Source organism: Paraburkholderia gardini (assembly GCF_907164545.1).
Classification (GTDB): domain Bacteria; phylum Pseudomonadota; class Gammaproteobacteria; order Burkholderiales; family Burkholderiaceae; genus Paraburkholderia; species Paraburkholderia gardini.
The window spans coordinates 1-26,784 of the sequence record NZ_CAJQZB010000027.1 but is presented as its reverse complement, the minus strand read 5'-3'; the positions used below and the strand labels follow the sequence as shown (position 1 = coordinate 26,784).

Genomic DNA, 26,784 nt, shown 5'->3' with positions numbered 1-26,784 from the left:
CAGTTCACCCGACCTCCGCACAACACATACTGAACCTGGCGTGGCGACATGAAATGGCAGACCTTGAACGTCGTGCCCCGGGTCGTGTTCTCGTCTCGGGACTGACGAGACACACCTTGTCCTCGCGCGTGCCTGAGCGGCCCGGAAAGTTGCGCGGTACCGTACGCAGCGACAGTCCGTTCGTGGCCGGCGCCTGACCCATGCCGATGCAGCCGTTGCAGCCGGCCTGATGCAGTCGTGCGCCAGCATGAAGAAGATGCTCGATGTGCCCGTCGCGCACCAGCATTTCGAGTTGTGCGCGGGAGGTGGGGTTGACGTCGAACGAGACCCGGTCGTGAACGAGCCGGTCGCGGACCATCGTCGCCGCAACGGCGAAGTCGCGGTAGCCAGGATTCGCCGACGAACCGATGTACGCCTGGTGGATCGGCTCGCCCGCGACTTCACGCACCGGGCGCACATTGTCCGGACTGGACGGCATCGCGATCAATGGCTCAAGGCTTGCGAGATCGATTTCATCGTGCAGATCGTAGGTCGCGCCGCGTTCGGCTACCAGTTCGATCCAGTCCGACTCGCGACTCCATGCGCGCAGGAAGCGCCGGACTTCCTGACCGGAGGGAAAAACGGTCGTCGTCGCGCCGAGTTCCGCGCCCATGTTGGCGATCACGTGCCGGTCCATTGCGCTGAGCGTGTCCAGCCCGGGACCGTCATATTCGATGATCCGGCCTGCGCCGCCGTCCACGCCGTGACGACGCAACATCTCGAGAATCACGTCCTTGGCGCTGACCCAGTCGGGTAACTGGCCGGTGAGCTTCACGCCCCAGATCTGGGGCATTCGCGTGAAGAAAGGTTCTCCCGCTATGGCCAGCGCGACTTCGAGGCCGCCCGCGCCAATCGCCAGCATGCCGATGGCGCCAGCGGCGGGCGTGTGACTGTCCGAACCGAGCAGCGTCTTGCCCGGCTTGCCGAAGTTCTCCTGATGGCAGGGATGGCTCACACCGTTTCCAGCTCGCGAATACCAGAGGCCAAAACGCTCGGCCGCGCTGCGCAGAAAGAGCTGATCGTCGGCGTTCCGGTAGTCCTCCTGAATCAGATTGTGGTCGACGTACTGCACGCTCAGCCCGGTTTTCGCGCGATCGAGTCCCATGGCTTCCAGCTCCAGCATCACCAGCGTGCGGGTGGCATCCTGGGTCAATGTCTGATCAATCGAAATGCCGATCTCCTCGCCGGCCTCCATGGCACCGTGAACCAGGTGAGACTGGATCAGTTTTTGCGCGACATTCAGGTTCATGATCGAACTCCGGATTTCATTCGCAAGAGGTTCTGGATACGGCTGCGCGGGCGCTTGTCCAGGCCATGCAGGTTCATGCGGGCCGCGGCGACCGGGAACCGCCTTGTGCATCGATCGATGGGGTTCAGTCGCTCCGGTTTGCCAGTTCACCGCAGCATGAATCATTCCAGAAGCCATTCGCAAAATCCGGCCGGCCACCATGAAACCTGTTCGATATGGCGTCCTGTTCATGCATCCGGTCAGATGGAACGTGCGAGATGGAAATGCGACCGCGCTGGTGGTCGAGGCGCATTGGTCAGGCGTCAGGTACAAAAGTTGCACGAAACAGCGTGTCCTGATTACAGCGGATTCAGGCATACCGTTCGAGCCAGTCAACACGGCAATGATTGCGGGTTATCAGCGCACCTCCTGATGCGTACAGGACCACGGAGCGATTCGAAGGCATTAAAAATCATGCCCGGAGCCATGCAGGGTTTTTCGCTGAAATTCGCCGTGGCAGCGCGTAAAGCAATGCTGATGGACACACCAGTTCGGGAATCAGGGACGGTCGATATGCAATACAGGCGACAGATAGAACAGGGACACTACGAAGCATTCACGCTCGCGCCTCGCGACTGGGTGCCAAACAATCGCAAGCTCGCCGTGGCGATTTACCGGGCGGCGATGCCGGGCGCGGGCGATGATCTGATCGCCGGATTCGAAGCGCTGTTTAAACATAACCAGTGGCCGCCGCGATGGCGGGACAGCATCTTCGACTATCACCATTTTCATTCGACCGCGCACGAGGTGTTAGGCATTGCATCGGGCTCGGCTGAACTCATCATTGGCGGTCCAGGTGGACGGGTAGTCACGTTGCATGCGGGAGACGCGGTGCTGCTGCCTGCCGGCACTGGACATTGCCTGCAGGCAGCAGCCGGCAATCTGCGCGTGGTGGGCGCCTACCCACCCGGGCAGCAGTGGGACATTCGGCGCGAGCGGCTGACGCCGGACGAACTTGTTGCGATGGAGGCGCTGCCGTTTCCCCCGAGCGATCCTGTGCTGGGTGAGCGCGGACCCGTCATCGAGCAATGGCTCGGCGTGGCCTGAAACCGCAAGCCTTGAAGAAATCTTCCAGCCGATGGAATGCCACGCTCGTGAAAGCCGGGCGCACGGCCGCTCGCCCCTCGATGGTCGTGCGTCTATTGGCCGTTTTGCAACGTATCCGGCTTCGACGGGTTCATGTCGTTGCCGTTCGTGCTGTTGGTGCCATCCGGGCGCATCGAATTCCTGCCATCCGGCGTTATCGTGCCAGGCGGGGCGCCCGGGCCCGAACCTTGTCCGCGCCCGGTAACCGTGCCGCCGGGAGTGCCATAGCCGCCCGTGACTGCGCGAGCGCGACCGATACCGGGCTGTCGCGGAAAGTCCCTGCATTTTCAATGGAGCAACACAGATGGCTAATGAACCCGCAGGCTGCAAGGTAGCGGTACTCGCGGTCGACGGTTTCGAGCACGCTGAGCTGCCCGAACCGAAACGCGCATTGACGCAAGCCGGGGCCGAAGCAAGAACGGCCACGCGCCGCAAGCGGGTGAAGTCAGCCCATTACCCGACCACTCTGTCCACTGGCCCGGCTGTTGAACCTTGCGTATACATGTATGCGCGATTGAACGGATACCGGTCTTCGAATTTATCGTCGGGGCGAGACGCCAGTATCTGGAACAGCGACGTCCACCCCCGCTCGAATCCCATGGCAGAACCCGCCAGATAGAGACGGTACGCGCGAATGATTCTTTCTGCATCCTTGCCGAGCATCCGGCGTGCTTCGTCGAGATGGGCCTCCAGGGCATCGGCCCAAAGCCAGAGTGTGCGGATGTAGTGCGGGCGCAGGCACTCGGCATCCACGGGTTCCAGATGGCCGCGGGTCATGGCGTCCATCATCACGCTAACGTGCACGAGCTGGCCACCCGGGAAGATATATTTGTCGATGAAGTCACCCATGCCGCCATCGAGTTGCGAGTTATCGGTGCCGCCAGCGGTAATGCTGTGATTCATTATGAGGCCGCCTGGTCTGAGCAGACGTCGCATCTTCGCGAAGTACAGAGGCAGGTTGGGGCGGCCCACGTGTTCGCACATGCCTACCGATGCGATTTTGTCGAAGGGCATGGACTCGTCGACGTCGCGGTAGTCCTGCAGCAGCATGCTGACGCGGCCGCGCAGTCCCTTTTGCCCGATAATCCGGTTGACATAGGCGTGCTGATTCCTCGACAGGGTGATGCCGGTCGCGGTAACGCCATAGTGCTCCGCAGCCCACAGCAGCAGCGCCCCCCAACCGGCGCCCACGTCGAGAAAACGCTCACCGGGGCGCATCATGAGTTTCCTGCAGATGTGATCGAGCTTGGCTTGCTGGGCCTCGGCCAATGACATGGCGGGCGTTGAAAAATACGCACATGAGTACACGCGCAGCGGGTCGAGCCAGAGGGCGTAGAACTCATCGGAAAGATCGTAATGATGCTGGATCTGGGCGGCATCTCTCGCCCGGCTATGGTGCGTGCGTGCCCAGATGGCGTGGCGGGTGCGATGGATCCGGCGCATTAGCCACCCGGGCGCTTCCTGCGTGGGGTCCTGGCGGAGCAGCGCAGGGGCGCTCGCCATCAGGTCATGCATGTCGCCTTCGATCTCGAGCCGGCCTTCCACATAGTCTTCCGCCAGCCGCCCGATTGCACCCTGTGTCAGGTGCAGGAGCGCACGCATGTCGCGGATGACGAACGACAGCCGCGGTTGCGCCGCTCCGATGCGCTGACCGTCGGGAAGCCAGACCGAGCAGGGCAGCGGCAGGCTGGCGAGTTGCTGTTCGGCAGGTTGCCGCAAAAGACTGGATGGGGTCATGGCTGCTCCAGAATGGCAGAACGCATAAAAATGATGCTGCTGCGACGTTGTCACTGAAGCATCACTCATGCCCGACCCGCCGTCAGGGCGCCGTGCTGCCGGCAGCGACCGTTATCCCGGCTTGGCGCCTGGGCAGCGGACGGAAGAAGCCGCTACCGTCATCGCCCTGCCGCGCCGCGGCAGGCATCGTCATTCAAACTCAATCCTGCATTGACCAGTGCGACATGCGAGAACGCCTGCGGGAAATTGCCGACTTGCCGCTTGCGGACGGTGTCGTACTTTTCGGCGAGAAGGCCGACATCGTTTCGCAATGCAAGCAACCGACCGAACAGTTCACGCGCTTCGACACCACGACCTTGCATCTGTCGCACCTGGGCCAGCCAGAAACTGCATGGCAGAAACGGCTGGTCATTGGACGGACCGTTGTCGATGCCATCTTCGCGATAGCGCAGCACCAGGCCCTCGTCCATCAGACCGGCTTCGATGGCCTTCACCGTTCCCGTGACCCGGGGATCGCCGACAGGCAAAAATCCCGTCACGGGAATCAACAGGCAACTCGCGTCGAGCCGCTGGCTGCCGTAGCTTTGCGTGAACGTCCGAAGCTGCGTGTCGAAGCCGTGCGTGAGCACGTCCTGATGGATCTCGGCGGCCAGCGCGGACCAGCGCGCGGTTGGAGCGGGCATGCCAAATTCGCAGGCTGAGCGCAGCGCCCGATTGACCGCGACCCATGCCATCACTTTCGAGAACGTAAACTGCCGGGCGCCGCTGCGCACTTCCCAGATGCCGTCGTCGGGCTCGCGCCAGATGCCTTGCAGATGATCGACCAGGCGCTGCTCGAGCGACCATGCGTTGCCATCCGGCGGTAACCCGGCGCAGCGCGACATATACAGCGCGTTGAGCACCTCTCCATACACGTCGAGTTGCGGTTGATTCACCGCCGCATTGCCGAAGCGCACCGGAGCTGAATGCTCGTAGCCGGGCAGCCATGGACATTCCCACTCGTCGACACGGCGCGAGCCGTCGACGCCATACAGAATCTGCAATTGCGCCGGGTGACCCGCGATCGCTCGCACGAGCCAGTCACGCCAGCGCGCGGCCTCTACGTGATAGCCGCCGCCGAGTAGTGCAAGCAGCGTGAAGCCGGCATCGCGCAGCCAGCAGAAGCGATAGTCCCAGTTCCGCGTGCCGCCAATCCGCTCAGGCAGCGAACTGGTAGGCGCCGCGACGATGCCGCCGGTGGCGGTGCTCGTCAATGCGCGCAGGGTGATCAACGAGCGCCGGACAGGCTCGGCGTAGTCCCCCTCGACCTTGCTCCGCGCATACCAGTCTGTCCAGAAACGGCTTGTGTCGGCAAAGAGCGGGTCGATGTCCGGCCGTGGCGGTGCGTCGTCATATGATCGGCAACACGTCAGGGCGAAGTCCCGCTGCTCTCCCGCTGACATTGCGAAGCTGGCACGTACCGCGTCCCTGTCACACGTGATGCGCGCGGTACTGTCGAGCCAGAGCGCTCGCGGACCGCACACCATCTGGACGCGTGTGCCGGTTTTCGTGCACCAGGGAACAGCCCTGCCATAGTCGAAACGCGCCGCCAGCTTGCTGACCACCCGCACGCTGCCGCGCTCGCAACGCAGCTGTCTGACGAGCACGGGCCGGGGGGCGTTCCACGCCATCCAGTCGGTCAGCACGAGGGTGCCGGATGGGCTCTCGAACGTCGTTTCGAGAATCAGCGTGTCGCCGCGGTAGCGTCGCGAACTGCGTGCCACGGGTTCCCGCGGCGCGATTTGCCAGTGCCCATGGCGCGGGCCACCGAGCAGTGCCGCAAAACACGTATCCGCATCGAATGCGGGCCAGCAAAGCCAGTCGATGGATCCCCGCCGGTCGACCAGTGCCGCGCTTTCGCCGTCACCGAGCAGCGCGTAGTCCTCGATGCGCATGGCCATGGGACACCCGCCTAACGGTCCGGACGCCGACACCAGCGGCGCCAGCTCAACGCCGCGATGGTCAACGCGGCGCCCAGCGCGAATGGCCGGTGGGTGTCCAGCCATAGTGCGACGCTGTGCCCGGTTGCTTGCGCGTCGAATGGGCCATGAATACGATGGGCGCCCGTCACCGGTTGCCAGAGGTTGGAAGGGCCTGCCGCACTGGCCGGAGCCGCCCGTTCCTGTGTCTGATATCCGGTACGTCCGAGAAAACGATCCAGTAAGCCGGGGGCAATCTTGTTGGCAAGAATGGCCTTCGCCGTGGACATCCCGACATAGACTTCCCGTCGCCGGTGCGCTGCCGCCCAGACGATCGCGCGCGCCGCGACTTCCGGCTGATAGATGGGCGCCACCGGCTGCGGAGCATGAGGCATGTGGTTCTCGGCCCAGTCGAACTGTGGCGTGTTCAATGCGGGCATCTGCACCATCGTCAGGTGCACGCGACTGTGTTCGTGCAGCAGTTCACATCGCAACGCGTCGGTGAAGCCGCGGATCGCATGCTTGGCGCCGCAATAGGCCGATTGCAGCGGAATTGACCGGTAGGCGAGTGCCGAGCCGACCTGAACGATGCATCCGTGATTGCGCGTCGCCATGCGTTTTAGCGCGGCCATCGTGCCCCAGACGTAGCCCAGGTACGTCACCTGTGTGACACGCGAGAACTCCTCCGGCGTCAGGCTGGCGACCGGGCCGAACACGGTGAGCATCGCATTGTTGACCCATACGTCGATCGGACCCAGTTCCGCTTCCACGCGCGATGCTGCCGCTTCGACAGCGTCGGCATCGCTGACGTCGAGTGCAACCGGCATGGCTCGCACGCCGGACTTGCGGACCTGATCCGCGGTGTCGTCGAGCGCAGCCGCGTCACGCGCCAACAGCGCGATATGCGCGCCCCGTTGGGCGAAGGCGAGAGCGGCAGCCCGCCCCACGCCCGCACTCGCCCCGGTGATGACCACGACTTTCGGCCGGTCAAGCTTGCGCTGCATAACGCCTCCTGATTGATGGACCGTGCGCATCGCTTCGCACCGGTGTTGATCGCGGCTTCGCGCTACAGTTCGCCACGCGCGGCGAGCAAGGCGATGCGATCCGCCGTGCGGCAGGCAATCGCCTGGATCGTCAGCGAAGGATTCACGCCGCCCACGGTCGGGAACACCGACCCGTCGCAAATCCACAGATTACGGATATCCCAGCTTCGGCAGTCGGCGTTGACGACACTCGTTGCCGGATCGTCACCCATGCGCGCGGTGCCGTTCAGGTGACAGGTATCGTCGGTTTCGCGCCAGATTTCGCGGCCGCCGGCTGCGGCAAGCGCCTGCTCCATGAAGTCGAGCGAATGCGCGATGAGCCGCTGGTCGTTGTCGCACCACGAATATGTGACGCGTGCGACCGGCAGGCCGTACTGATCTTTCTCGTCGGCGAGCGTGACGCAGTTGCGCTCCTGCGGCAGCATCTCGCCGACAATCTTCAGTCCCGCCTGATGGTTGTACTTCTGCATTTCGGCGGCGAGTGCCTCGCCCCACAAGCCGCGTTTGTTCTGCGCGGCGGCCCACACTTCGGGCAACGGTCCCTGGCTCATATAAGCGTAACCGCCGAAGAAGTCCTTGCCCGTGTCGGTGTAATTCCAGTGCTCGGTGATGGCCAGCGACGGCGGTCCCTTGTACCAGCGGATTTCCTCATCCAGCGTGCCGTAGACCGCCTGGTTCGACTGCGCCATCAGGTTCCTGCCGACGAGTCCCGAGCTGTTCGCGAGACCGTCGGGATACCGGCTGGTCGCCGACATCAGCAACAGGCGAGGCGTTTCGATCGCGTAGCCGGCCACCACCACGTTTTTGGCGCGCTGAAACTGCCAGCGTCCTTCGCGCAGATAGTCGACGCCGTTCACGCGGCCCGCGGCGTTCGTCGCGATCCGGCCGACCATGGCGAGATCGCGTATTTCGGCACCGGCCTGCAGGGCCCGCGGAATCCACGTGACCAGCACGCTTTGCTTGGCATTGGTTGCACACCCGGACACGCAAAAGCCGCGATACGCGCAAGGGTGTGCGAGTCCGCGTGGCGCTGACAGTGTGGCGAGCGGTGTCTCGGTCCAGCGGATGCCCATTGCCTCGGCGCCGCGCGCGAGTACCAGCGCGGCAGCATTCAGTTCATGCGCACGGTATGGGTAGCGCGGCCGTGGCGGCCCCCATGGATAGTTCACCGGCCCCGATATTTTCAACGCGTCTTCGACCTGCGCGTAGTAGCGCCACATCTCGCGCCAGTCGAGGGGCCAGTCCGCGCCGTAGCCGAGCACGCTGCGCGATTTGAACCACTCGGGACGAAAGCGCAGCGACACCATCGCGAAGTGCACGGTGCTGCCGCCCACGGCCTTGCCGCTGTTGTTATTGCCGAGTTGCAGCGGATTGTCGCCGTCGCAGATGCGCTCGTCAGTCCAGAACAGTTTGGTCTGGTGTGTTTCGTCCGATGCGAATTCTTCAAGCGGACGCCACCACGCGCCCGCGTCGAACGCGACCACCTTGAAGCCCTGTTCGGCGAGGCGGCATGCCAGCGTGCCGCCGCCCGCACCGGTGCCGACAATCGCAAAGTCGACTTCCTCGTCATTGCGATACTCGCGCATCGGCACCCATGCGCCGGCGCGGAACACATCCGGGGCGCGCCCGTCCTTGCCACGTGGATGATGCAGGGCGTCATCGAGCACGGCGATTCTCCCTGCGTGCTTTACCTTCGACGCCCGGTTGGGCCTCCGCGGCTTCCCACGGATCGCGCCGGTCGAAGTACATGCGGACGTAGCCGCGCGGATTCGCCGGACCGCCGAAGCCCATTTCGCTCCACGCGTGGGGATGCGAGTAGTAAGCGCTACAAATATCGTGCAGCACGTGCTTGCTGAAAAAAAGCTGCGCCGACATGCCTTGCCAGGCGTTGTCGTGCATGTCGCCTCTCTGCATCTGTTCGAGCAGCGCGTGCTGAACGGCTATTTCCAGGCTCGGGAACGGCAAGTCGAACTGCGAGCGACTCTCGGCGTCGAGGGCGGCGAGGCCGATGCGCCAGGCGTCGCGTGTCGGCGGAAGACGCGCGTCACGATAGCCGTCGCCGGTGTTTTTCGTGAGCTTTGCGTCGAGCATGGCCGCGAGCGGCACCACCGGATCGGCTTCCGCCTGCGGCACGATGCAGCGGCATAGATGAATCACGCCCAGCCACTGCACGGCGTTGAAAAATCGCGGCTCGCGAGGCGTGGCGAGGCGCTCGTCAATGACCGCGCGCGTCGCGTCGTCCCACGACGGCGTGCCGCGTTTGTTCAGCACGTCGTAGCCGGGATAGCGGGTGCTTCTGGGCCGGGTCATTTTTCCGTCTCCCGCAGGCGCAGCGCCGCAAGGCCGGCCAGCGCCAATGCTGAAAAACCGGGCGGCGCGGGCAGCGGCGGTCCGTTGAAAAGGTTCTGGCTCCAGTTGCGCCAGCCGCCCTGATTGCGGGCAATGCCGCGCGCGTGAAAACCGACGCCGACAAAGCCAAGCGCCGCGGTGATCCGCAGCCACAGCCGTGTGAACCACCGTTCGCACGGCGCGCCGAGCGCGGCTTGCGCGAGCAATGCGGCCGCGACGGGCGGCAGCATGACAGGCGCATACATGACCGGGTTCTGGAAGGAGCCGCGAAAATGCAGCAGGCCGACCTCGGCGATCGTGCCGGCAAGACCGGCCGCCACCAGCAGGCCGAGTGCGCGTCCGGCAGGCATGCCGAACAATTGCGGGTCGACGGCGGGTTCGTCGCGCAGACGTTCCGCGGCCGCGCCCAGCGCGCCCGAGAGCAGCAGCGCCATGGGTGCGCCGATCGGCGCGGCATGAAACAGGTTGTTCCAGCTCCAGCCGCCAGGCCGTTTGGTGACGTTGTAGACATGGAAAGCGGTGCCCGACACGCCAGCGATGGCAGCCGTCAGATAAACGGCGTGCCGGAGAGTGTGCCTGTGCGAACGCGGATCGCCGCCGCCGTGCAGGCCCGCAAGCAGCGAGAGTGCCGACGAAACGAGCGGTGTATACATCGCGGAATTGTCGAAGGAACCGCGATAGTGTTCCATCGCGCTGTCGGCGAGCACCGAGAGGGCGAGAAGGGCGGAGCCGCGATTGAGCGAGCGCGCGGCGGTGATGTGCGCCAGTTCGCGTGGCGCGTGCTGGAAGCGCGGAACAGGGACCGCAGTCGAATTCGGGCGCTGCGCCGTCGCCTTCATTGCGGCTGCATTTCGCGCGGCGACGGCAGTGAGCGCGGCCGCGCCCACCGCAGCGCAAACCAGACCGGGAACACGTTGAGAGCCCATTCGCCAGATCCCTCCGTTCATTGCATCAGATAGCGCTGCGCGACGCGGTGCCTGAATTTCAGGCCGCAACCGGGCCGTGTCATGTCAGGTGCGATAGCGCCGTTCGATGGCGTCGGCGCGCCATCGAATAACAGCGCTTCGATGCGCACGTGATCGTGGAACCATTCCTGATGACGCAGACGCGGGACCGCGCTGGCCACATGCAGGTGCAGGGCCGGCGCGCAATGCGCCGACAACGGTATATGAAACGCCTCGCAGAGTGTTGCCGCCTGCAGGAAGCCGGTAACGCCGCCGCAACGGCTCACGTCTGCCTGCAGCACATCGACGGCGCGCGCCTCGAGCAGCAGACGAAAGTCGTCCAGCGTGTAGCCGTATTCGCCCGCGGCGATCTCCATGCCTGCGGGCACGCGTTCGCGCAACGCCGCGAGGCCCGGCAGGTCATCGGACGAAACCGGTTCCTCGAACCATTCAACGCCTTGCGCGGCAAACTGCTGCGCAAGGTGCAGCGCTGCCTTGACGCTGAGCGCGCCATTGGCGTCGACGAACAGTCCCGCATCTCCGATCGCCGCGCGTGCCACTGCAACCCGCTGGGGATCCTTGTCCGGCTGCGTGCCGACCTTGATCTTGACCCAGCGGCAACCATCCTCGCGGACCCAGCGCGTCAGCTGGTCGCGCATCTGTTTGTCGTCATAGGTCGTGAAACCGCCGCTGCCGTAGATCGGCACGCTCGCGCGCCGTGCACCGAGCAACTGCACGAGCGGCACGCCAAGCAGCCTGGCCTTGAGATCCCATAGCGCGCAATCCACCGCCGAGATGGCGGTAGCGGCGAGTCCCGCGCGCCCCAGATTGCGCACTTGCTGCTGCATGTGCAGCCAGAGCGCGCCGATGTGCCAGACGTCGGCGTCCAGCACGCATGCACCAAGCGTGTCATGAATCAGCTTGACGATGCTCGCGTCGCTATACGTGTAGCCAGTACCGGTCTGGCCGCCGGCCTCTATCTCGACGAGCACGAGCGTGGTGGCATCCCATGCGAAGGTGCCGTCGGCTTCCGGCAGATCGGTCGGGATACGAAACGCTTGCGCCCGCAACGCGGTAATCGGCACTCGCCCAGGCGATGGATCCGTTCCTGGCGACGCCGGAGATGGTTCGGCAAGACGCGGCATCATTTGTCGCGATGTCCCGGCAACACGGCGTCGAGCACCTGCTTCGCCGTTTCGACGATAACGTTGCCTTCGTTCGGATCGCGCCTGATTAGCGTCGATGCGAACGCCCTGGCTTGCGCCAGCGTGATATGCGGTGGTAGAGGCGGAATATCCGGATCGGCCTTTACCTCGATGACCACTGGCCGGTCCGACGCGAGCGCCTCATCCCATGCTGCGCCCATGCGTTCGGCGTCATCGACGTAAATGCCTTTCAGGCCGATCAGTTCCGCGAAGCGGTGATAGGGCACGGATGGAATATCCTGTGACGCCTCGAACTTCGGGTCGCCTTCCATTGCACGCTGCTCCCAGGTCACCTGATTCAAATCGCTGTTGTTGAGCACCATGCAGATCCAGCGTGGATTGGCCCACTGTTTCCAGTATTTGGCCACCGTGATGAGCTCGGCCATGTTGTTCATCTGCATCGCGCCATCGCCGACCAGCGCGATGACGGGGCGCTCGGGGCAGGCGAATTTCGCGGCGATCGCATACGGCACCGCGGCACCCATCGAGGCAAGTCCTCCCGACAGCGAACACATCATGCCGCGCTGTATTTTCAGATCGCGTGCATACCAGTTCGCGCAGGAGCCGGAGTCGCTTGTAACGATTGCATTAGCCGGTATGCGGGGAGAGAGTTCCCACACACTGCGCTGAGGGTTCATACCGTTCTTGCCGGCCTCATGGGCGCGCTTGTCGAGTGTCTTCCACCAGTCGGCAGTCCAACCCTCGATTTTCTCGCGCCACGCGCGGTCCCGTTTCTCATCGAGTAACGGCAGCAAGGCGCGCAGCGTCTCGGCGCTATCGCCCACCAGATTGACTTCCATTGGATAGCGCAGGCTGAGCATGTCAGCCTTGAGGTCGATCTGCACGCCGCGGGCGGCGCCTTCTTTCGGGAGGAATTCAGAGTACGGAAAACCGGAGCCGATCATCAACAGGGTGTCGCATTCGTTCATCAGATCGTAGCTGGGTTTGGTACCGAGCAGTCCGATCGATCCGGTGACCCAGGGCAAATCATCCGGCAACGCCGCTTTGCCCAGCAAAGCCTTGGCGACGCCCGCGCCGAGCTTCCCGGCGACGGCGATGACTTCATCCGTGGCGTGCAGCGCACCTGCGCCGACCAGAATGGCGACTTTCCTGCCGGCGTTGAGCACGTCGGCCGCCTGCTGCAGATCGTCAGGGTAGGGAACGAGTCGCGGGGCACGATAGCCGACGCCCGAATGCAGGGTGCCGTGCTTGCGGCCGGGTGCTTCATAGGGGAGGTCCTGTAAATCGTTGGGCAGCACGATTGCCGTGACCTTGCGTTCCGATAACGCGGTCCGTACCGCGCGATCGACCAGATGCCGGACTTGCGAAGGCACGCTCGCCTGCTCCACGAACGCACCGGCGACGTCCTTGAACATCGAGACCAGATCCAGTTCCTGCTGATAGTGGCCGCCGAGTGCCGCACGCGCCTGTTGCCCGGCAATCGCCAGCACGGGCATATGGTCCATGCGAGCGTCGTAGAGTCCGGTGATCAGATGTGAGGCGCCCGGTCCGGAGGTGGCAATGCATACACCCAGTTCGCCGGTGAACTTCGCGTGCGCCGAGGCCATGAATGCGGCCATTTCCTCGTGCCGTACCTGCACGAATTCGATCTTTCCCTTCGCCCGGTTCAGCGCCCCGAACACGCCATTGATGCCGTCTCCGGGATACCCGTAGATACGCCGGACGCCCCATGCATGCAGTCTTTCTACAATAAAGTCACCGACGGTCTGGGTCATTGCGGTCTCCACAAATGGATGGCAAGGACGGCTTTGCGCGCTACGTCATACCGTGGCCGCTGCTGCAACGCGCCGTCCAGAGGCACCGTGCCGGATACACACGGGTGCACATGCTTCACCTCCAAGCAACCCGTGTACCTGCTCGCCGCATACGGAGCGAGTGCGAGGACGCATTGCCGGAGGGGAGTAACGCACACTTCATCGGGAACATCGCTTGCTGATTCCGAGGTTCGAGCCAATGCGAATCGTCGCGTGGCGCCGCCAACGCAAGGAGTGTTTCCATGGCAGGAAGAACCGGTAGCCGTCAGCCCGCAAAGCCGTCCGACGACAGAAAATCGCAGGATCTCGACCCGTTTCGCGTGCGTCCCGACGGTGCGGCGCTCCGAACCAACCAGGGCGTGAAGATCGCCGACAACCAGAACACATTGCGCGCCGGTCCGCGTGGTCCCTCGCTCCTCGAAGATTTCATCATGCGCGAGAAGATCACGCACTTCGATCACGAGCGGATTCCCGAACGCATCGTGCATGCACGTGGTTCCGCCGCGCACGGCGTATTCCAGTTATACGAGCCGATGACCGGGTACACGAAAGCCGCGTTTCTGCAGGATCCGGCTGTTCAGACTCCGGTCTACGTGCGGTTTTCCACCGTTCAGGGGCCGCGCGGGTCGGCGGATACGGTGCGCGACGTGCGCGGTTTCGCGGTGAAGTTCTACACGCAGGAGGGTAATTACGATCTGGTGGGCAACAACATGCCGGTATTCTTCATTCAGGATGCGATCAAGTTTCCCGACTTCGTCCATGCCGTCAAACCGGAAGCGCCCAACGAGATGCCCACCGGCGGCTCGGCGCACGATACGTTCTGGGATTTCGTGTCGCTGGTGCCCGAGTCGACGCACATGGTGCTGTGGACCATGTCTGACCGCGCGATCCCACGCAGCCTGCGCACAATGGAAGGTTTTGGCGTTCACACTTTCCGCTTCGTGAATGCGCAAGGCAAGGCGCGCTTCGTCAAATTCCACTGGCGCCCGGTGCTGGGCTCCTGTTCGTTGCTGTGGGACGAAGCGCAGAAGCTCGCCGGCAAGGATCCCGATTTCCACCGGCGCGATCTGTGGGAGGCAATCGAACGGGGCGACTTCCCCGAATACGAATTCGGCGTGCAGATCGTCGAGGAACAGGATGAAGACAGCTTCGGTTTCGATCTGCTCGATCCGACCAAGCTGATTCCGGAAGAACTCGTGCCGGTAAAAATCATCGGCAAAATGACGCTCAACCGCAATCCGGACAACTTCTTTGCCGAGACCGAGCAGGTCGCGTTTCATCCGGGTCACGTCGTGCCGGGTATCGACTTCAGCAATGACCCATTGCTGCAAGGCCGACTCTTTTCGTACACGGATACGCAGATCAGCAGGCTCGGTGGTCCGAACTTCCACGAGATTCCGATCAACCGGCCGGTATGCCCGTTTCATAACAACCAGCGCGACGCCATGCATCGTCAGGCGATCAGCGTCGGACAGGCATCCTACGAGCCAAACTCGCTGAACGGAGGCTGGCCGAAGGAAACCAGTCCGGCACCGTCCGATGGCGGCTTCGAGAGTTATCCGGAACGCGTCGACGGCGTGAAGATCCGCGTGCGCAGCGAGTCTTTTGCCGATCATTTTTCGCAAGCCGCGCTGTTCTATCGCAGCATGTCGGAGGTCGAGCAGGAACATATCAGCGCCGCGTATCAGTTCGAACTCGGCAAGGTAACGAAGCAGGAGATTCGCGAGCGTGTGGTGAACGACATTCTTGCCAGTTTCGACGGCGGTCTGGCCGCGAAGGTCGCGGCCGGCCTGGGCCTGCCCGCACCAGCAAAGGGTAAGGCACCCCCTGCATCGAAGCCGCGAACCTCGCCGGCGCTGAGCCTGCTCAATCGCGTGAAGCCGGGCATCAAGACATGCAAGATCGCGTTGCTGGCCGCGCCCGGCGCCGATGCTGCATCGATCAGGACGCTTCAGCAGGCGCTGCGGGGCGAGGGCGCGACGCCTTTGCTGATCGCGCCGACCTTCGCTGCGATCGACGGTTTGCGGCCGGACGCGACGATTGCCGGAATGCCGTCGATCATGTTCGACGCGGTGATCGTCTGCGGAGGCGAAGCCGGTGCAAAAGCGCTGGCACAATCCGGCGACGCGCGCCATTTCGTGCTCGAAGCGTTCAAGCATCTGAAAGCGATTGCCGCGCTCGGGGCGGGGCGCGACGTGCTGGCCGCGGCCCAGCTGCCCGACCATGCCGATGGCGTCGCAACCGGCGACGACAGCCAGGGCGCCGAGGTGCTAAAAGCGTTTATCGCAGCGGCGGAACAGCACCGCGTATGGTCGCGCGCGGCGCTGGCGCAGACGGTGCCGGCATAGCGTAACGACGATCAAGGGCTGTCCGGCGCCGCATGTAGTCGATGCATGTCTTGCCGGCCGTCACGACGGATGCCGCGGAAGCCGGCAAGTTCGTCGACATCATAGTTCTCGACGAACTTTGCCAGTGCGGGTAATACGTGACGTTAGTGCGAATCCAGCGCGTCGCGATTGTCTGCGCGAGGCCGGCGTCGCCATGGCGGCGCAAACCGGTGATTGCCAGATATTGAAGCGACCCGGCGTGACGCCATTTATGTGCCGCCCATCCATCGCGAACGAGCTTATGCGCTTTGCTCCACAAGCCCCGATTTGCGCAATCGTACCGGAATCGATTTGGCGGCCGGCACCAGGCTGTCTTTCGCGTGATGCGAAAGGGGGATCAGCGGATTGCACTCTGGGTAATAGCCCATCAGGCACCCTTGCGGAATATCGTACGCATGCACTCGCATGCCATCGATTTCACGCGTAATGCCGTCGTTCGATACGGTTGCGATGCATACCTCGCTGCCCTCGTCGAACCCCAGACGTGCCATGTCGTCCCGATGCATCAGCAATACGTCGCGAGTGCCCTTGACGCCGCGAAAGCGGTCGTCAAGCGAATAGACGGTCGTATTGAACTGGCTGTCGCCGCGCGTCGTCATCAGTCGCAGCACGTCCTCGCCTGTTGCCGGCATGTCCGCGTCTTCGTCGAGCGTATCTGGCGCAATGAAATTCGCCTTGCCGTTCGGCGTTTGCCACTTGCGCCCGCATGCGGCAATCGGCCGGTGAAAGCCGCCGGGCTGCCAGAAGCGCTGGTTGAAATCGCGGAACTGGTCAGGGTAAGTTCGTTCGATCGCGTCGCGGACCAGCGCGTAATCTCCGGCCCATGCATCCCAGTCGATGCGCGGATTGCGCGGCAGCAACGCGTTCGCGAGTCCGGCGACGATCGCCGGTTCCGACATCAGCATCTCGCTGGCGGGCTCCGCATAGCCGTGCGAGCCGTGGATGCAGGCGGTGCTGTCCTCGACGCTGACGGCCTGCTCGCCGCTCGCCTGGCGGTCGATTTCGATGCGGCCAAGACAGGGCAGCAGATAGGCCACTTCGCCATGGATCAGGTGACTGCGGTTGAGCTTCGTCGCGATCTGCACGGTGAGCCGCAATTTGCGCCATGCGGGGCCCATCACGTGGTGGTCGGGTGTGGCGATCTGAAAGTTACCACCCAGTCCGATGAATGCCTTGACCTTGCCGTCGAGCACGCCCTGACAGACTTCGACCGTGCTCATGCCCTTGTCGCGCGGCGGCTCGAAATCATAGAGGTCGGCCAGCTTGTCGAGCGGTGCGAGTTCGGGCTTCTCGGTGATGCCCACCGTGCGTTGTCCCTGCACGTTCGAATGGCCGCGAATTGGGCAGATGCCAGCGCCGGGCCGTCCGATATTGCCGCGCAGAAGCAGCAGATTGGTCAGCATCTGTACGTTGTGCACGCCGTTGTGATGCTGTGTGATGCCCATGCCGTATAACACCATCACGGCTTTCGCCTTCGCGTACTCGCTGGCAGCCGCTTCGAGCGCCGCGCGGGTCAGCTGCGAGTAGCGTTCGATGGTCTGCCACGAGGTGTCCCGCATCGCCTGCGCGAAATCTTCAAGGCCGTGCGTATGTTCGGCGATGAACGCCGCGTCGAGCACGCGCGGCGCGCCGGTGCGCCGGGCCTCGTCGTCCCATTCGATCAACAGCTTGCAAATCCCGGCGATGGCTGCCGCGTCGCCGCCTGTCTTGACCTGATGGTACTGGGTGCTGATCTCCGTCTCGCTGGGGGTGAGCATCTCGAGCGGCGCTTGTGGATTCGCGAAGCTCACGAGTCCGCGCTCTTTCAACGGATTGAACGTGATGATCTGCACGCCGCGTTTGCGCGCGTCCTGCAACTGATGCAGCATGCGCGGCGCGTTCGTGCCCGTGTTGTGGCCAAAGAAGAACAGGCAATCGGCTTGCGCGAAATCGTCGAGCGTCACGGTGCCAACCGGCGCGCCGATGCTTTTGGGCAGGCCGACCGAGGTGCTTTCGTGGCACATGTTCGAGCTGTCCGGCAAATTGTTGGTGCCGTACATCCGCGCGAGCAGCTGATACATATACGAGGTCTCGAGCGATGCCCGGCCCGACGTGTAAAACACCGCTTCGTCCGGATTCAGCGCCTTCAGTTCTCGCGCGATGTCGGCAAACGCATGTTCCCAGGTCGTCTGCACGTAGCGGTCGCTTTCCGGGTCCCAGCGTAGCGGCACGGTGAGCCGTCCACTCGATTCGAGTTCGAAACCGGACCATGACTCCAGTTCCGTGAGCGTATGGGCTGCAAAGAACTCCGCATCCGCGCGCTTGCTGGTGATCTCCCATGCGGTCGCCTTCGCGCCGTTTTCGCAGAACTCGAACAGATGTGGATCGGCAGGCTTCGCCCACGAGCAGCTGACACAGGCAAAGCCATCCGGTTTGTTCTGATGCATCAGGATGCGGCTGCCATGCAGCGCAACATGCTCCTGCACGAGAATCGAGGCGACCGCTTTGGCCGAACCCCAGCCGCCGGCTGGATGGCGATATTCCTTGACGGGTGTGTCTGAACTCATGGCGACTCCTTCGCGAGCTGGCCGGCAGGCGCACGCCGGTTTCACGAATGGCGCCGCAATAAACGGACCCGAAAGCGGGTGCAGGACGCGTCGCGACCCTCGCGCAGGATGGCGGACGAGCCGGTGCCAGAATATCTATAGCGGATGACTACCGTGTTCGCGCAACTCGGGCTCGAGGAATATCCATTTTACCGACGGAAACGCGCTCTTCAGATCGGTTTCGATCTGGTTGATGGTGCGCACGAGATCGTCGGTGCTCGCGTGTGACCGTAATTCAGCCTGGATCGCCACCACCAGATCGTCGGCCCATTTCAGCACGACCAGACTCACCACCCGCCCAACCTCGGGCCTTGCGCAAGCCACGCCTGCATGGCTTGCCTCACGTGACGGTGAGCCACCTCGCCTTCGATCACGCCCGACACGCACAGCACGACAATCACCCCGTACGGATGCTCGACCGGCGAACGATGCAGCAGCCGTACCACGCCCGCCGTGACCGACGCGACGCCGCCCACCAGAAAGATCTGCAACGCCACCATCAGTGCATGGAAATGCGTTTCACGGCCGAAACCGGGCGGGTGTTGCTCATCCGCACGATTGCGGGCCGCCCGGTTGCCGATCAACAGCAGAAACTGGTTCATGCAGTCGGCGCTGGAGTGGATCGCTTCGGCCAATGCCGAACCGGAATGGGTATAGGCCGCCGGTGCGTATTTGCAGAGCGCCACGGCGACGTTGGACGCCAGCGCGTCATACACGGCTCGCGGCGCGGCGCAGTTCATGCGCGCGCTCACACCTCGACGGACCATGATGCCGCATGGCTGCTGGCGCTGACGAGCGCGCTCAAGGCACGTTCGACTGCATCATTCTTCAGCGGCGCGCGCCAGCGGATCTCGAAGCGCTCTTCAAGGAGCCCGCTGCTCGCGTTCATGCGCACGCCCTTCGAATTCACGTCGCAGCGCTGCTGTTCGAGACGCTCGATTACGACGCCGCGCTCGCGCGACGCCGCGGCGTATTCGACGGTCAGCCACGCGCGATGAGCGCGCGGCAGGCGGCGTTCGAGCACGGCGAGCACTTCCAGCACGATCAGGCCGAGCGCGGTGCCGGCCACCGCCAGCGCGATCTGACCGCCGCCAGCGCACAGTCCGATCACGGTGACGAACCACAGCGTCGCGGCGGTCGTCACCCCCACGATGAGGCCGTCCTTGCGCAGAATCGCGCCCGCACCGATGAAGCCGACGCCGGACAGGATGCCAAGCGGCAAGCGCATCAAATCGAGCACGACGAATGAATTCTCCGGTTTGCCGGCTTGCGGCAGCAAGACGTTCACCTGAAGCATGGCGATGCACGCGGCGAGGCAAACCAGCAGTGTCGTGCGCAACCCCGCGGCCTTGCCCGATTCACCGCGATTCAGACCGATCGCGGTGCCGGTGACGAGCGCTATCGCGAGCCGGATCACGAAGTCTTGCCAGTCCGGGACGAGCGGCATCGATTGCATGGCCGTGGTGCTCTCTACTGGATCGTTGGCTAGGGGCGCTCGACTGACGGCCCGCACGCTGGATAGCGGGCGCCTGCCGGTCAGCTGGCGCCGGCTTGATACGTCATACGGAAGGCGTCGCAATGCGTGTGCCAGGCCGGTCCGTCACATCGTCGGCTGAGTCAACGCTGCTTTGAAAAAAATGCGCGGTGCAATGCAGACTTTGCTCACCACACTGGCTCGCATCGCGCGCTGGCGCACCCGCCAGCGACGGCGACGGTAGTCAACAAGCGGATCGGGAAATCAGCCTTTGCGGCAACGGATGCTGCATTCATGCTGCGCGCAGCGGGCGTCAATCCAGTCGATCTGAAAACGCGCGCGGGCCACTATCCGCTGATCCGTGAGAACGACTTGCCTTACACGCTGGGCCGCGACTGTTGCGGGGTAGTGGAGCAGGCCGGCGAAAGCGTGAAGTGGGCCCCAGGCGACGAGGTATTCGCCTTTGTTGGGCAGGGACCGGGCGCGTACGCCGAATACGTGAAACTGGATGCGACCGCGCTCGCGCGGCGTCCCGCTTCAATCGACGCAACGGTCGCCGGCGCGGTGCCACTCGCGGTGCTGACCGCCTGGCAAGGACTCTTTGATCATGGCTGCCTTGAGCGCGGCGAGCGAGTGCTGATTCATGCGGGCGCCGGTGGCGCCGGCCATTTTGCCGTGCAATTCGTGAAAGAAAAGGGCGCTGAGGTGTTTGTCACCGCCATCGGGGACGGCGTCGAGTTTGTCCGCTCGCTGGGTACGGCCCGTTTTTTGCTGCTCGCCCACACGCAGGACGTTTCCCTTCCGGACAGCCTGCCGCGAAACCAGGACTCATGGAGACGGGACGGATGCGGACACGGCAACAGTTCACGGCGGCATTGCGCGGCTGCGCTGCAATGCGCACGTGTGCCGCATCAGCCTGGCTTGCCGCTATGCCCGCCGCCGCGCAACCGGCGCCGGGCATCGCACCGCTCAATTACTTCCTGCACGCGGCTGGCCCCGCTGCGGCGCCCACCATGCACCTGGGCTGGATGCTCACGGCGCTGGCGGTAGCGGTGTCGTTACTGGTGGCGACGCTGTTGCTGGTCGCCATCGCACGCCGCCGGCCGCGTGCCGACCCGGCCGCGGTGCATCCCGACAGTGGCGGCGTGGCGTGGATCTATATCGGCACGGGGGTCTCGTCGATCGTGCTGCTCGCGACACTTGTCTATGTGCTGATGACCCTCGAAACCGTCGCCGCGCCCGCCCGGCAGCCGAACCTGACGATCACCGTCACCGCGTACGACTGGTGGTGGAAGGTGACCTACAGCGACTCGCCCGACCCGGCGCGCAACTTCGCGACCGCGAATGAAATTCATATTCCGGTCGGTGAGCCGGTGAAGATCGAATTGCAGAGCGCCGATGTGATCCACGCGTTCTGGGTGCCGCAACTCGCCGGCAAGACACAGACGATTCCCGGCCAGATCAACGAACAATGGATCGAGGCCGACCGGCCGGGCACCTATCGCGGCCAGTGTTCGCAGTTCTGCGGTGCGCAGCATGCGCACATGGCGTTCGAAGTGGTTGCGCAAAACGCCCAGGATTTCGACGCGTGGCGTCTCGCTCAGGGGCAGGCTGCGCAACCGGTGAGCGGCGCTACCGCGGCGGCGGGGCAGAAGCTGTTCGGCGAGCGTTGCGCGGGATGTCATACGGTGCGCGGCACCGATGCGCTGGGCGTACAGGCGCCCGATCTGACGCATCTGGGCTCGCGCCGCCTGCTGGCCGCCGGGGCGCTCGCCAACACGTCTGCGAATCAGCTCGACTGGATCCAGCATGCGCAACGGATCAAGCCTGACTCGCTGATGCCGTCCATTACGCTGAGCGCGGCCGATGCCGCTGCGCTATCCGCGTATCTGTCCACGCTGCACTGACCAGGGAGCCCAGCTGATGGCCGATTCCACCGTGTCTCCAGCGCGACCCGAGGCGTTACGTCTGTCGCGTACGCTGCGCATCGGCCGCATCGAACCGGGCAGCACTGAGGAAGCGCGCTTGCGGGAACTGTGGGAGGCACGCCCCGGCTGGCGCGGCTGGTTCTCGACGGTCGATCACAAGACCATCGGCCTGCGCTATCTGGTGACGGCCTTTCTGTTTCTGCTGGCGGGCGGCATTGAGGCGCTGCTGATGCGCGTGCAACTGGCGCGCCCCAACGCGACGGTGCTGACACCCGAACAGTACAACCAGCTCTTCACGATGCACGGCGTGACGATGATTTTTCTGTACGCGCTGCCTGTGTTATCCGGTTTCTCGAATTATCTGTGGCCGCTGATTCTCGGCGCGCGCGATATGGCGTTTCCGCGCCTTAATGCGTTCTCCTACTGGGTGTTCGTGTTCGCGGGGCTGTTTCTGTATGCGAGCTTTCCGCTTGGCGAGGCACCGAATGCAGGCTGGTTCAACTATGTGCCGCTGTCCGGGTTGGAGTACAACACCGGACCCAACATCGACGTGTACGCGCTCGGCATGGTGTTGCTCGGCATTTCGACCACCGTCGGCTCGATCAACTTCGTGGTCACGCTGCTGCGGATGCGCGCGCCGGGCATGTCGCTCGACCGGATCCCGGTGCTGGTGTGGGGCACGCTGACCGCATCGGGTGCCAATCTGCTGGCGGTGCCGTCGGTGAGCCTGGCGTTTTTTCTGCTGTGGATGGACCGGCGCGTGGGCACCCATTTCTTCGACGTCCTGAACGGCGGCCGGCCGTTGCTCTGGCAGCACCTGTTCTGGATTTTCGCGCACCCCTGGGTATACGCGGTCGTGCTGCCGGCGATGGGCATCGTCTCGGATGCGTTGCCGGTGTTTTGCCGCAGACCGCTGGTCGGCTATGGGCCGGTGGCGCTCTCGACCGTGGCGACGATGCTGGTGGGTTTCGTCGTGTGGATCCATCATATGTTCGCGACCGGCATTCCGGCGCTCGCGCTGTCGTTTTTCGGCGCGGCCAGCATGGTGATCGCGGTGCCCAGCGCGGTGGCGACGTTCGCGTGGATCGCGACGATCTGGACGGGCAGGCCGGTCATGCGCGCGCCGTTCCTGTTCTTTGCCGGCTTTGTGTTCCTGTTCGTGGTGGGCGGCGTGTCGGGGGTGATGACGGCCGCCGTACCGTTCGACTGGCAACTGACCGATACGTATTTCGTCGTCGCGCATCTGCACTACGTGCTGCTTGGCATCAACGTGTTTCCGGTGATTGGCGGCATCTACTTCTGGTTTCCGAAGTTCACCGGCCGGATGATGAGCGAGCGGCTTGGCAAGACCGGTTTCTGGGTGATGTTCGTCGGTTTTAACACCGCGTTCTTTCCGATGCATATCGCCGGACTGCTCGGCATGCCGAGACGCATCTACACGTATCCGGCCGATATGGGCTGGAACACCGTGAATCTGGTGACCTCGCTCGGTTCGTTCGTGTTCGCGTTCGGCGTGCTGATTTTCCTCGTCGATCTGCTGTATAGCGTCAAACGTGGCGCTATCGCGGGCAACAACCCGTGGGATGCGCCGACGCTCGAATGGTCTGTTTCGTCGCCGCCGCCGCCGTATAACTTCGCGGTGGTGCCGTTCGTCGTGAGCCGTCATCCGCTGTGGGAAGGGCGGATGGAAGAGGGCGCAGCCGGTGAAGCGCCGCGCCGCCGCTCGAAGCTCGACGAGGGCTTCCTGCTGGGCGAAGGCCGCGAGGCGCTCGGCACCACGGCGCTTGAAGGCAAGCCGGACGTGATCCTGAAGATGCCCGACGATTCGTACGCGCCGTTCTGGCTCGGCCTGTTCGCGACGCTCGTATTCGCCGGACTTGCGTTGCATGCCAGGTTCTTTACGGCGGCGGCGCTGCTCGCCTGCGCAATCACCATCGTGGTGTGGTTGTGGCCCGAACGCGCGCTGATCCAGCGCGAGCCGCAGACCGTGACCGATGCGGGAGACTGACATGGGCGAAGTCACGGCGCACAGCGAATACACACTCCCGGTCGGCAGTGCCGGCGAGCGCTCCGGCGGATGGTGGGGCTGCCTCGCGCTGATCGTCACCGAGGGATCGCTGTTCGGCTATCTGATCTTTTCGTATCTGTACCTTGCGTCGGAAACCGGTCAGCAATGGCCGCCCGAGGGGCTGCCCAGGCTCGGCCCCGGCATTCTGAACACCGGCATCCTGTTGTCGAGCAGCGGCTTCGTCTGGTTCTGCGAGCGCTGCGTGCGGCGCAGACGGCTTCGCTGGGGTGTCGCTTCGATGGGCGTGGCGGTGGTGCTGGGCATCACGTTCATCGGCATCCAGTTTCGCGAGTGGCATAACCATCCGTACGGGCTGACTGCGCAACTGTATAGCTCGCTTTACTTTACGATCACCGGTTTTCATATGGTGCACGTCGCCGTGGGTATCGTCGTGCTGTTCCTGCTGTTGTTGTGGACGGCGTTTGGCTACTTCGACGAGCGGCGTTGCGTCGCGTTGACGATCGGCGGACTGTACTGGCACTTCGTCGATGTGGTGTGGCTGTTTATCTTCACCACGCTGTATCTGACGCCGTATCTATTCAGGCAAGCGTCATGAGCCCGGCCAGAACCCACGCGTCGTCAGCAGCGCAGTCGTCCACATCGGCCGTTACCCCGCGCCTGCGCGGTTCGCACGCGCTGATCGGCATGCTCGCCGCGCCGTTCGCGTGGGTGATGCAGATGGGCATCACCGAGGCATTGGCCGCGCACAGCTGCTTTCCCCGCAATCATCCGCTGACGGCCCCGATATTGCCGTGGCTGGATGCCGCGATTCTCGCGGTCAATTTTGTCTGTCTGATGCTGGGCTGTCTGGGTGCCTTCGTCGCATGGCGCAACGTCCGGTTCGTCAAACGGATTCGTTCTGGAATGCCAGATCATGAGAGCGATGAAAAAGATCTGCTGGACGGTTTCCTCGCAAGGGTAGGGGTGATGTGCAGCACCCTGTTCCTGTTCGCGCTGATCGCCACCGATATCGCGGTGCTGATCGTCTCACCTTGCCGGTGGTGAAAATGAACGCGCGCCAATCCGCACGCCGAGCCACGCGAGGCCGTTTCAACGGCCGGCCCGGCAGCCAGCGCCTGCGTGTCGTGGTGGTGGTGGCCGTGGGTTGCGCCGCGGTTTTCGCGTGCATGCTGGGCGCGTCGACGGCGCTTCGCGCGGCCCAACCAGCCGTGCCGCTGGCCGGTGCCGGGCAGGCCGTTCCGGATCAGGCACTGATCGCACGTGGCGCGTATCTGGCCAAAGCCGCCGATTGCGCGGGCTGCCATACCGCAGCGCCCACTGGTGGCCGACCGGGCGGCGGGGCGCCACCTGCGCCATTCGCCGGCGGCCTGGGCATGGCCTCGCCATTCGGCACGATCTACACGTCCAACATCACGCCGGATCCGGTCAATGGCATTGGGCGCTATACCTACGACGACTTTGCCCGGGCGCTGCGCAAAGGGATCGCGCCCGGCGGCAAGCGACTCTATCCGGCGATGCCGTTCCCGTCTTTCGCGAAGATCGACGACGATGACATGCGCGCGCTGTACGCGTACTTCATGCACGGCGTCAAACCGGTCGCACAGCCGACACCGCCGACGCGTCTGCCTTTTCCGTTCAGCCAGCGCTGGGCGCTGATGTTATGGGACTGGGCGTTCGTGCCGAATGGACAATACGTGTCGCAACCCGGTCGCGACGCGCAGTGGAATCGTGGCGCCTACCTCGTGCAATCGCTCGGCCATTGCGGCGCGTGCCATACGCCGCGCGGTCCGGCCTATGAGGAACGCGGCTACGACGGTGATGCGCATCTTTATCTGACGGGCGGCACCAACGATCACTGGTTCGCGCCGAACCTCACGGGCGACCCGGGTTCGGGCCTCGGACGGGTGCCGTCGCAGGACCTCGCAGCGTTTCTGCGAAGCGGGCACGGCGGGGGGCTCATCACGTTCGGCAGCATGGTTCAGGTCGTCGAGGACAGCACGCAGTATCTCAACGACAACGACCTGGACGCCATCGCCGCGTACCTGAAGAGCTTGCCACCGCGCGAGCCGGCTGGACTCTACGACAGTCATTCGCGCGCGGCGCGGCAAACCGTGCAGGCGCTGCACACCGGCGACGTCGAACGGCCGGGCGCCGGCATCTTCCAGAGCTATTGCGCACGTTGTCACCAGTCAAACGGGCTCGGTGTCGCGCAGAAGTATCCGCGCCTCGCGGGCAATCCCGCGGTACTCGCGCCGCAGACCACGTCGCTCGTGCGTCTGCTGGTCGAGGGCGGCGCGAGTCCGCACACGGAGAACGGGCCGCCCTCGCGCAAGATGCCGTCCTTCGCGGACAGGCTGAGCAGCGAGGAAATGGCTCAGGTGTTGACGTTCATCCGCAATACGTGGGGCAACTCGGCGCTGCCTGTCACGACGCGCGATGTGACGAGCGTGCGTAGCGCCATTCATAAATAGCGCGGGTGCACCGGTGGGTCTTTTTCAGTGATGCTTTTTGCAAGAGCGCAAATAACCGGGCTGATCACCAGGTACCCGCGCGCCCCGGCTAAACATGTCGAAGACGCGGGAGAGAAAATCAGGTGCGATTCCTTGTCCTGTATCTTCAACCTGCACACATCCTGCCGCTGAACATCGCGGTCAAGATAGATCAACAGGTTGCAACATGCGACGAGGTCGAGTTGCGAAAAGGGCGGATTTTTGGGGCGCCCTTGCAACGGGCGTTAGCAGCGATCGTGGATGGTCGACGTTGGTTTATCGTTGGACGCGAGCCTCCGCGAGGCATTCCAGAAACAAAAAAGCCCGCAAAAGCGGGCATTTTCGTGAACTTCAGTCCAGCAACTGATCTGGATCTATCTTCGTGGTGCCCAGGAGAGGACTCGAACCTCCACACCTTGCGGCGCATGGACCTGAACCATGTGCGTCTACCAATTCCGCCACCTGGGC

The 26,784-nt window shown here is 63.7% G+C and carries 20 protein-coding genes, 1 tRNA gene and 2 pseudogenes; 9 read left to right on the top strand and 14 right to left on the bottom strand.

What is annotated here, in order from left to right; all coding sequences use genetic code 11:
• Positions 1-4: 4 nt before the first annotated feature.
• Positions 5-1,288 (bottom strand): aconitate hydratase, encoded by a 1,284-nt coding sequence (locus tag LPA37_RS18605; RefSeq protein ID WP_229013302.1) that lies wholly within the window; start codon positions 1,286-1,288, stop codon positions 5-7.
• A 552-nt stretch (positions 1,289-1,840) separates the two neighbouring features.
• Between LPA37_RS18605 and LPA37_RS18600 the strand changes: the two genes are divergently transcribed.
• Positions 1,841-2,374 (top strand): cupin domain-containing protein, encoded by a 534-nt coding sequence (locus LPA37_RS18600; protein WP_228982523.1) that lies wholly within the window; start codon positions 1,841-1,843, stop codon positions 2,372-2,374.
• A gap of 343 nt (positions 2,375-2,717) precedes the next feature.
• A pseudogene (locus LPA37_RS18595) lies at positions 2,718-2,822 on the top strand (type 1 glutamine amidotransferase); the annotation flags it as partial.
• Between the two features lie 44 nt (positions 2,823-2,866).
• Here the strand turns inward: LPA37_RS18595 and LPA37_RS18590 are convergent.
• From LPA37_RS18590 to LPA37_RS18555, 8 genes are all read right to left on the bottom strand, one after another.
• Positions 2,867-4,150: a class I SAM-dependent methyltransferase gene (locus LPA37_RS18590; RefSeq protein WP_229013301.1), complete on the bottom strand. Its 1,284-nt coding sequence runs from the start codon at positions 4,148-4,150 to the stop codon at positions 2,867-2,869.
• A 158-nt stretch (positions 4,151-4,308) separates the two neighbouring features.
• Complete coding sequence (locus LPA37_RS18585; RefSeq protein ID WP_229013329.1) at positions 4,309-6,084, bottom strand: glycoside hydrolase family 15 protein; 1,776 nt, start codon at positions 6,082-6,084, stop codon at positions 4,309-4,311.
• A gap of 17 nt (positions 6,085-6,101) precedes the next feature.
• Positions 6,102-7,112 carry an SDR family oxidoreductase gene (locus LPA37_RS18580; RefSeq protein ID WP_229013300.1) on the bottom strand — a complete coding sequence of 337 codons (1,011 nt, stop codon included), beginning with the start codon at positions 7,110-7,112 and terminating at the stop codon, positions 6,102-6,104.
• A gap of 62 nt (positions 7,113-7,174) precedes the next feature.
• Positions 7,175-8,818 carry a GMC family oxidoreductase gene (locus tag LPA37_RS18575; RefSeq protein ID WP_228982435.1) on the bottom strand — a complete coding sequence of 548 codons (1,644 nt, stop codon included), beginning with the start codon at positions 8,816-8,818 and terminating at the stop codon, positions 7,175-7,177.
• Entirely contained in the window at positions 8,808-9,461 is a 654-nt protein-coding gene (locus LPA37_RS18570; RefSeq protein ID WP_228982434.1) for a gluconate 2-dehydrogenase subunit 3 family protein, read from the bottom strand. Before LPA37_RS18570 ends, LPA37_RS18575 begins: the two co-directional genes overlap by 11 nt.
• Positions 9,458-10,426, bottom strand: coding sequence for a hypothetical protein (locus LPA37_RS18565; protein WP_229013299.1), 969 nt, complete (start codon positions 10,424-10,426; stop codon positions 9,458-9,460). The genes LPA37_RS18570 and LPA37_RS18565 overlap by 4 nt, the downstream gene beginning before the upstream one ends.
• Positions 10,427-10,443: 17 nt before the next feature.
• Positions 10,444-11,589 (bottom strand): enolase C-terminal domain-like protein, encoded by a 1,146-nt coding sequence (locus LPA37_RS18560; RefSeq protein WP_407672564.1) that lies wholly within the window; start codon positions 11,587-11,589, stop codon positions 10,444-10,446.
• Positions 11,589-13,385: a thiamine pyrophosphate-requiring protein gene (locus LPA37_RS18555; RefSeq protein ID WP_228982429.1), complete on the bottom strand. Its 1,797-nt coding sequence runs from the start codon at positions 13,383-13,385 to the stop codon at positions 11,589-11,591. Before LPA37_RS18555 ends, LPA37_RS18560 begins: the two co-directional genes overlap by 1 nt.
• 242 nt (positions 13,386-13,627) lie before the next feature.
• On the opposite strand from LPA37_RS18555, the pseudogene katE reads away from it, so the two are divergent.
• Positions 13,628-15,772 (top strand): annotated as a pseudogene (gene katE / locus LPA37_RS18550) (catalase HPII); the annotation flags it as partial.
• A gap of 278 nt (positions 15,773-16,050) precedes the next feature.
• Here katE and LPA37_RS18540 read toward each other — a convergent pair.
• The 4 genes from LPA37_RS18540 to LPA37_RS18525 form a co-directional block, all read right to left on the bottom strand.
• Positions 16,051-18,357: an FdhF/YdeP family oxidoreductase gene (locus LPA37_RS18540; protein ID WP_229013297.1), complete on the bottom strand. Its 2,307-nt coding sequence runs from the start codon at positions 18,355-18,357 to the stop codon at positions 16,051-16,053.
• A gap of 135 nt (positions 18,358-18,492) precedes the next feature.
• Entirely contained in the window at positions 18,493-18,690 is a 198-nt protein-coding gene (locus tag LPA37_RS18535; protein ID WP_229013296.1) for a hypothetical protein, read from the bottom strand.
• A complete protein-coding gene (locus tag LPA37_RS18530; RefSeq protein ID WP_229013295.1) occupies positions 18,684-19,163 on the bottom strand; it encodes a cation diffusion facilitator family transporter in 480 nt (159 codons plus the stop codon). Before LPA37_RS18530 ends, LPA37_RS18535 begins: the two co-directional genes overlap by 7 nt.
• Positions 19,145-19,852, bottom strand: coding sequence for an MgtC/SapB family protein (locus tag LPA37_RS18525; RefSeq protein ID WP_228982424.1), 708 nt, complete (start codon positions 19,850-19,852; stop codon positions 19,145-19,147). The genes LPA37_RS18530 and LPA37_RS18525 overlap by 19 nt, the downstream gene beginning before the upstream one ends.
• Positions 19,853-20,164: 312 nt before the next feature.
• Between LPA37_RS18525 and LPA37_RS18520 the strand changes: the two genes are divergently transcribed.
• From LPA37_RS18520 to LPA37_RS18495, 6 genes are read left to right on the top strand one after another with little or no spacing between them, the layout of a single operon-like run.
• The gene (locus tag LPA37_RS18520; RefSeq protein WP_229013294.1) at positions 20,165-20,920 is read left to right on the top strand and encodes an alcohol dehydrogenase catalytic domain-containing protein; all 756 of its coding nucleotides are present in this window, start codon (positions 20,165-20,167) and stop codon (positions 20,918-20,920) included.
• Positions 20,830-21,777: a cytochrome c oxidase subunit II gene (gene coxB / locus LPA37_RS18515; RefSeq protein WP_229013328.1), complete on the top strand. Its 948-nt coding sequence runs from the start codon at positions 20,830-20,832 to the stop codon at positions 21,775-21,777. Before LPA37_RS18520 ends, coxB begins: the two co-directional genes overlap by 91 nt.
• 16 nt (positions 21,778-21,793) lie before the next feature.
• Complete coding sequence (gene ctaD / locus LPA37_RS18510; RefSeq protein WP_229013293.1) at positions 21,794-23,806, top strand: cytochrome c oxidase subunit I; 2,013 nt, start codon at positions 21,794-21,796, stop codon at positions 23,804-23,806.
• 1 nt (position 23,807) lies between these two features.
• The gene (locus LPA37_RS18505; protein WP_228982419.1) at positions 23,808-24,422 is read left to right on the top strand and encodes a cytochrome c oxidase subunit 3; all 615 of its coding nucleotides are present in this window, start codon (positions 23,808-23,810) and stop codon (positions 24,420-24,422) included.
• Positions 24,362-24,871 carry a hypothetical protein gene (locus tag LPA37_RS18500; protein WP_229013292.1) on the top strand — a complete coding sequence of 170 codons (510 nt, stop codon included), beginning with the start codon at positions 24,362-24,364 and terminating at the stop codon, positions 24,869-24,871. The genes LPA37_RS18505 and LPA37_RS18500 overlap by 61 nt, the downstream gene beginning before the upstream one ends.
• A gap of 2 nt (positions 24,872-24,873) precedes the next feature.
• Positions 24,874-26,298 (top strand): c-type cytochrome, encoded by a 1,425-nt coding sequence (locus LPA37_RS18495; protein WP_407672559.1) that lies wholly within the window; start codon positions 24,874-24,876, stop codon positions 26,296-26,298.
• A 401-nt stretch (positions 26,299-26,699) separates the two neighbouring features.
• On the opposite strand, the gene LPA37_RS18490 is transcribed toward LPA37_RS18495, so the two are convergent.
• A tRNA-Leu gene (locus tag LPA37_RS18490) sits at positions 26,700-26,784 on the bottom strand.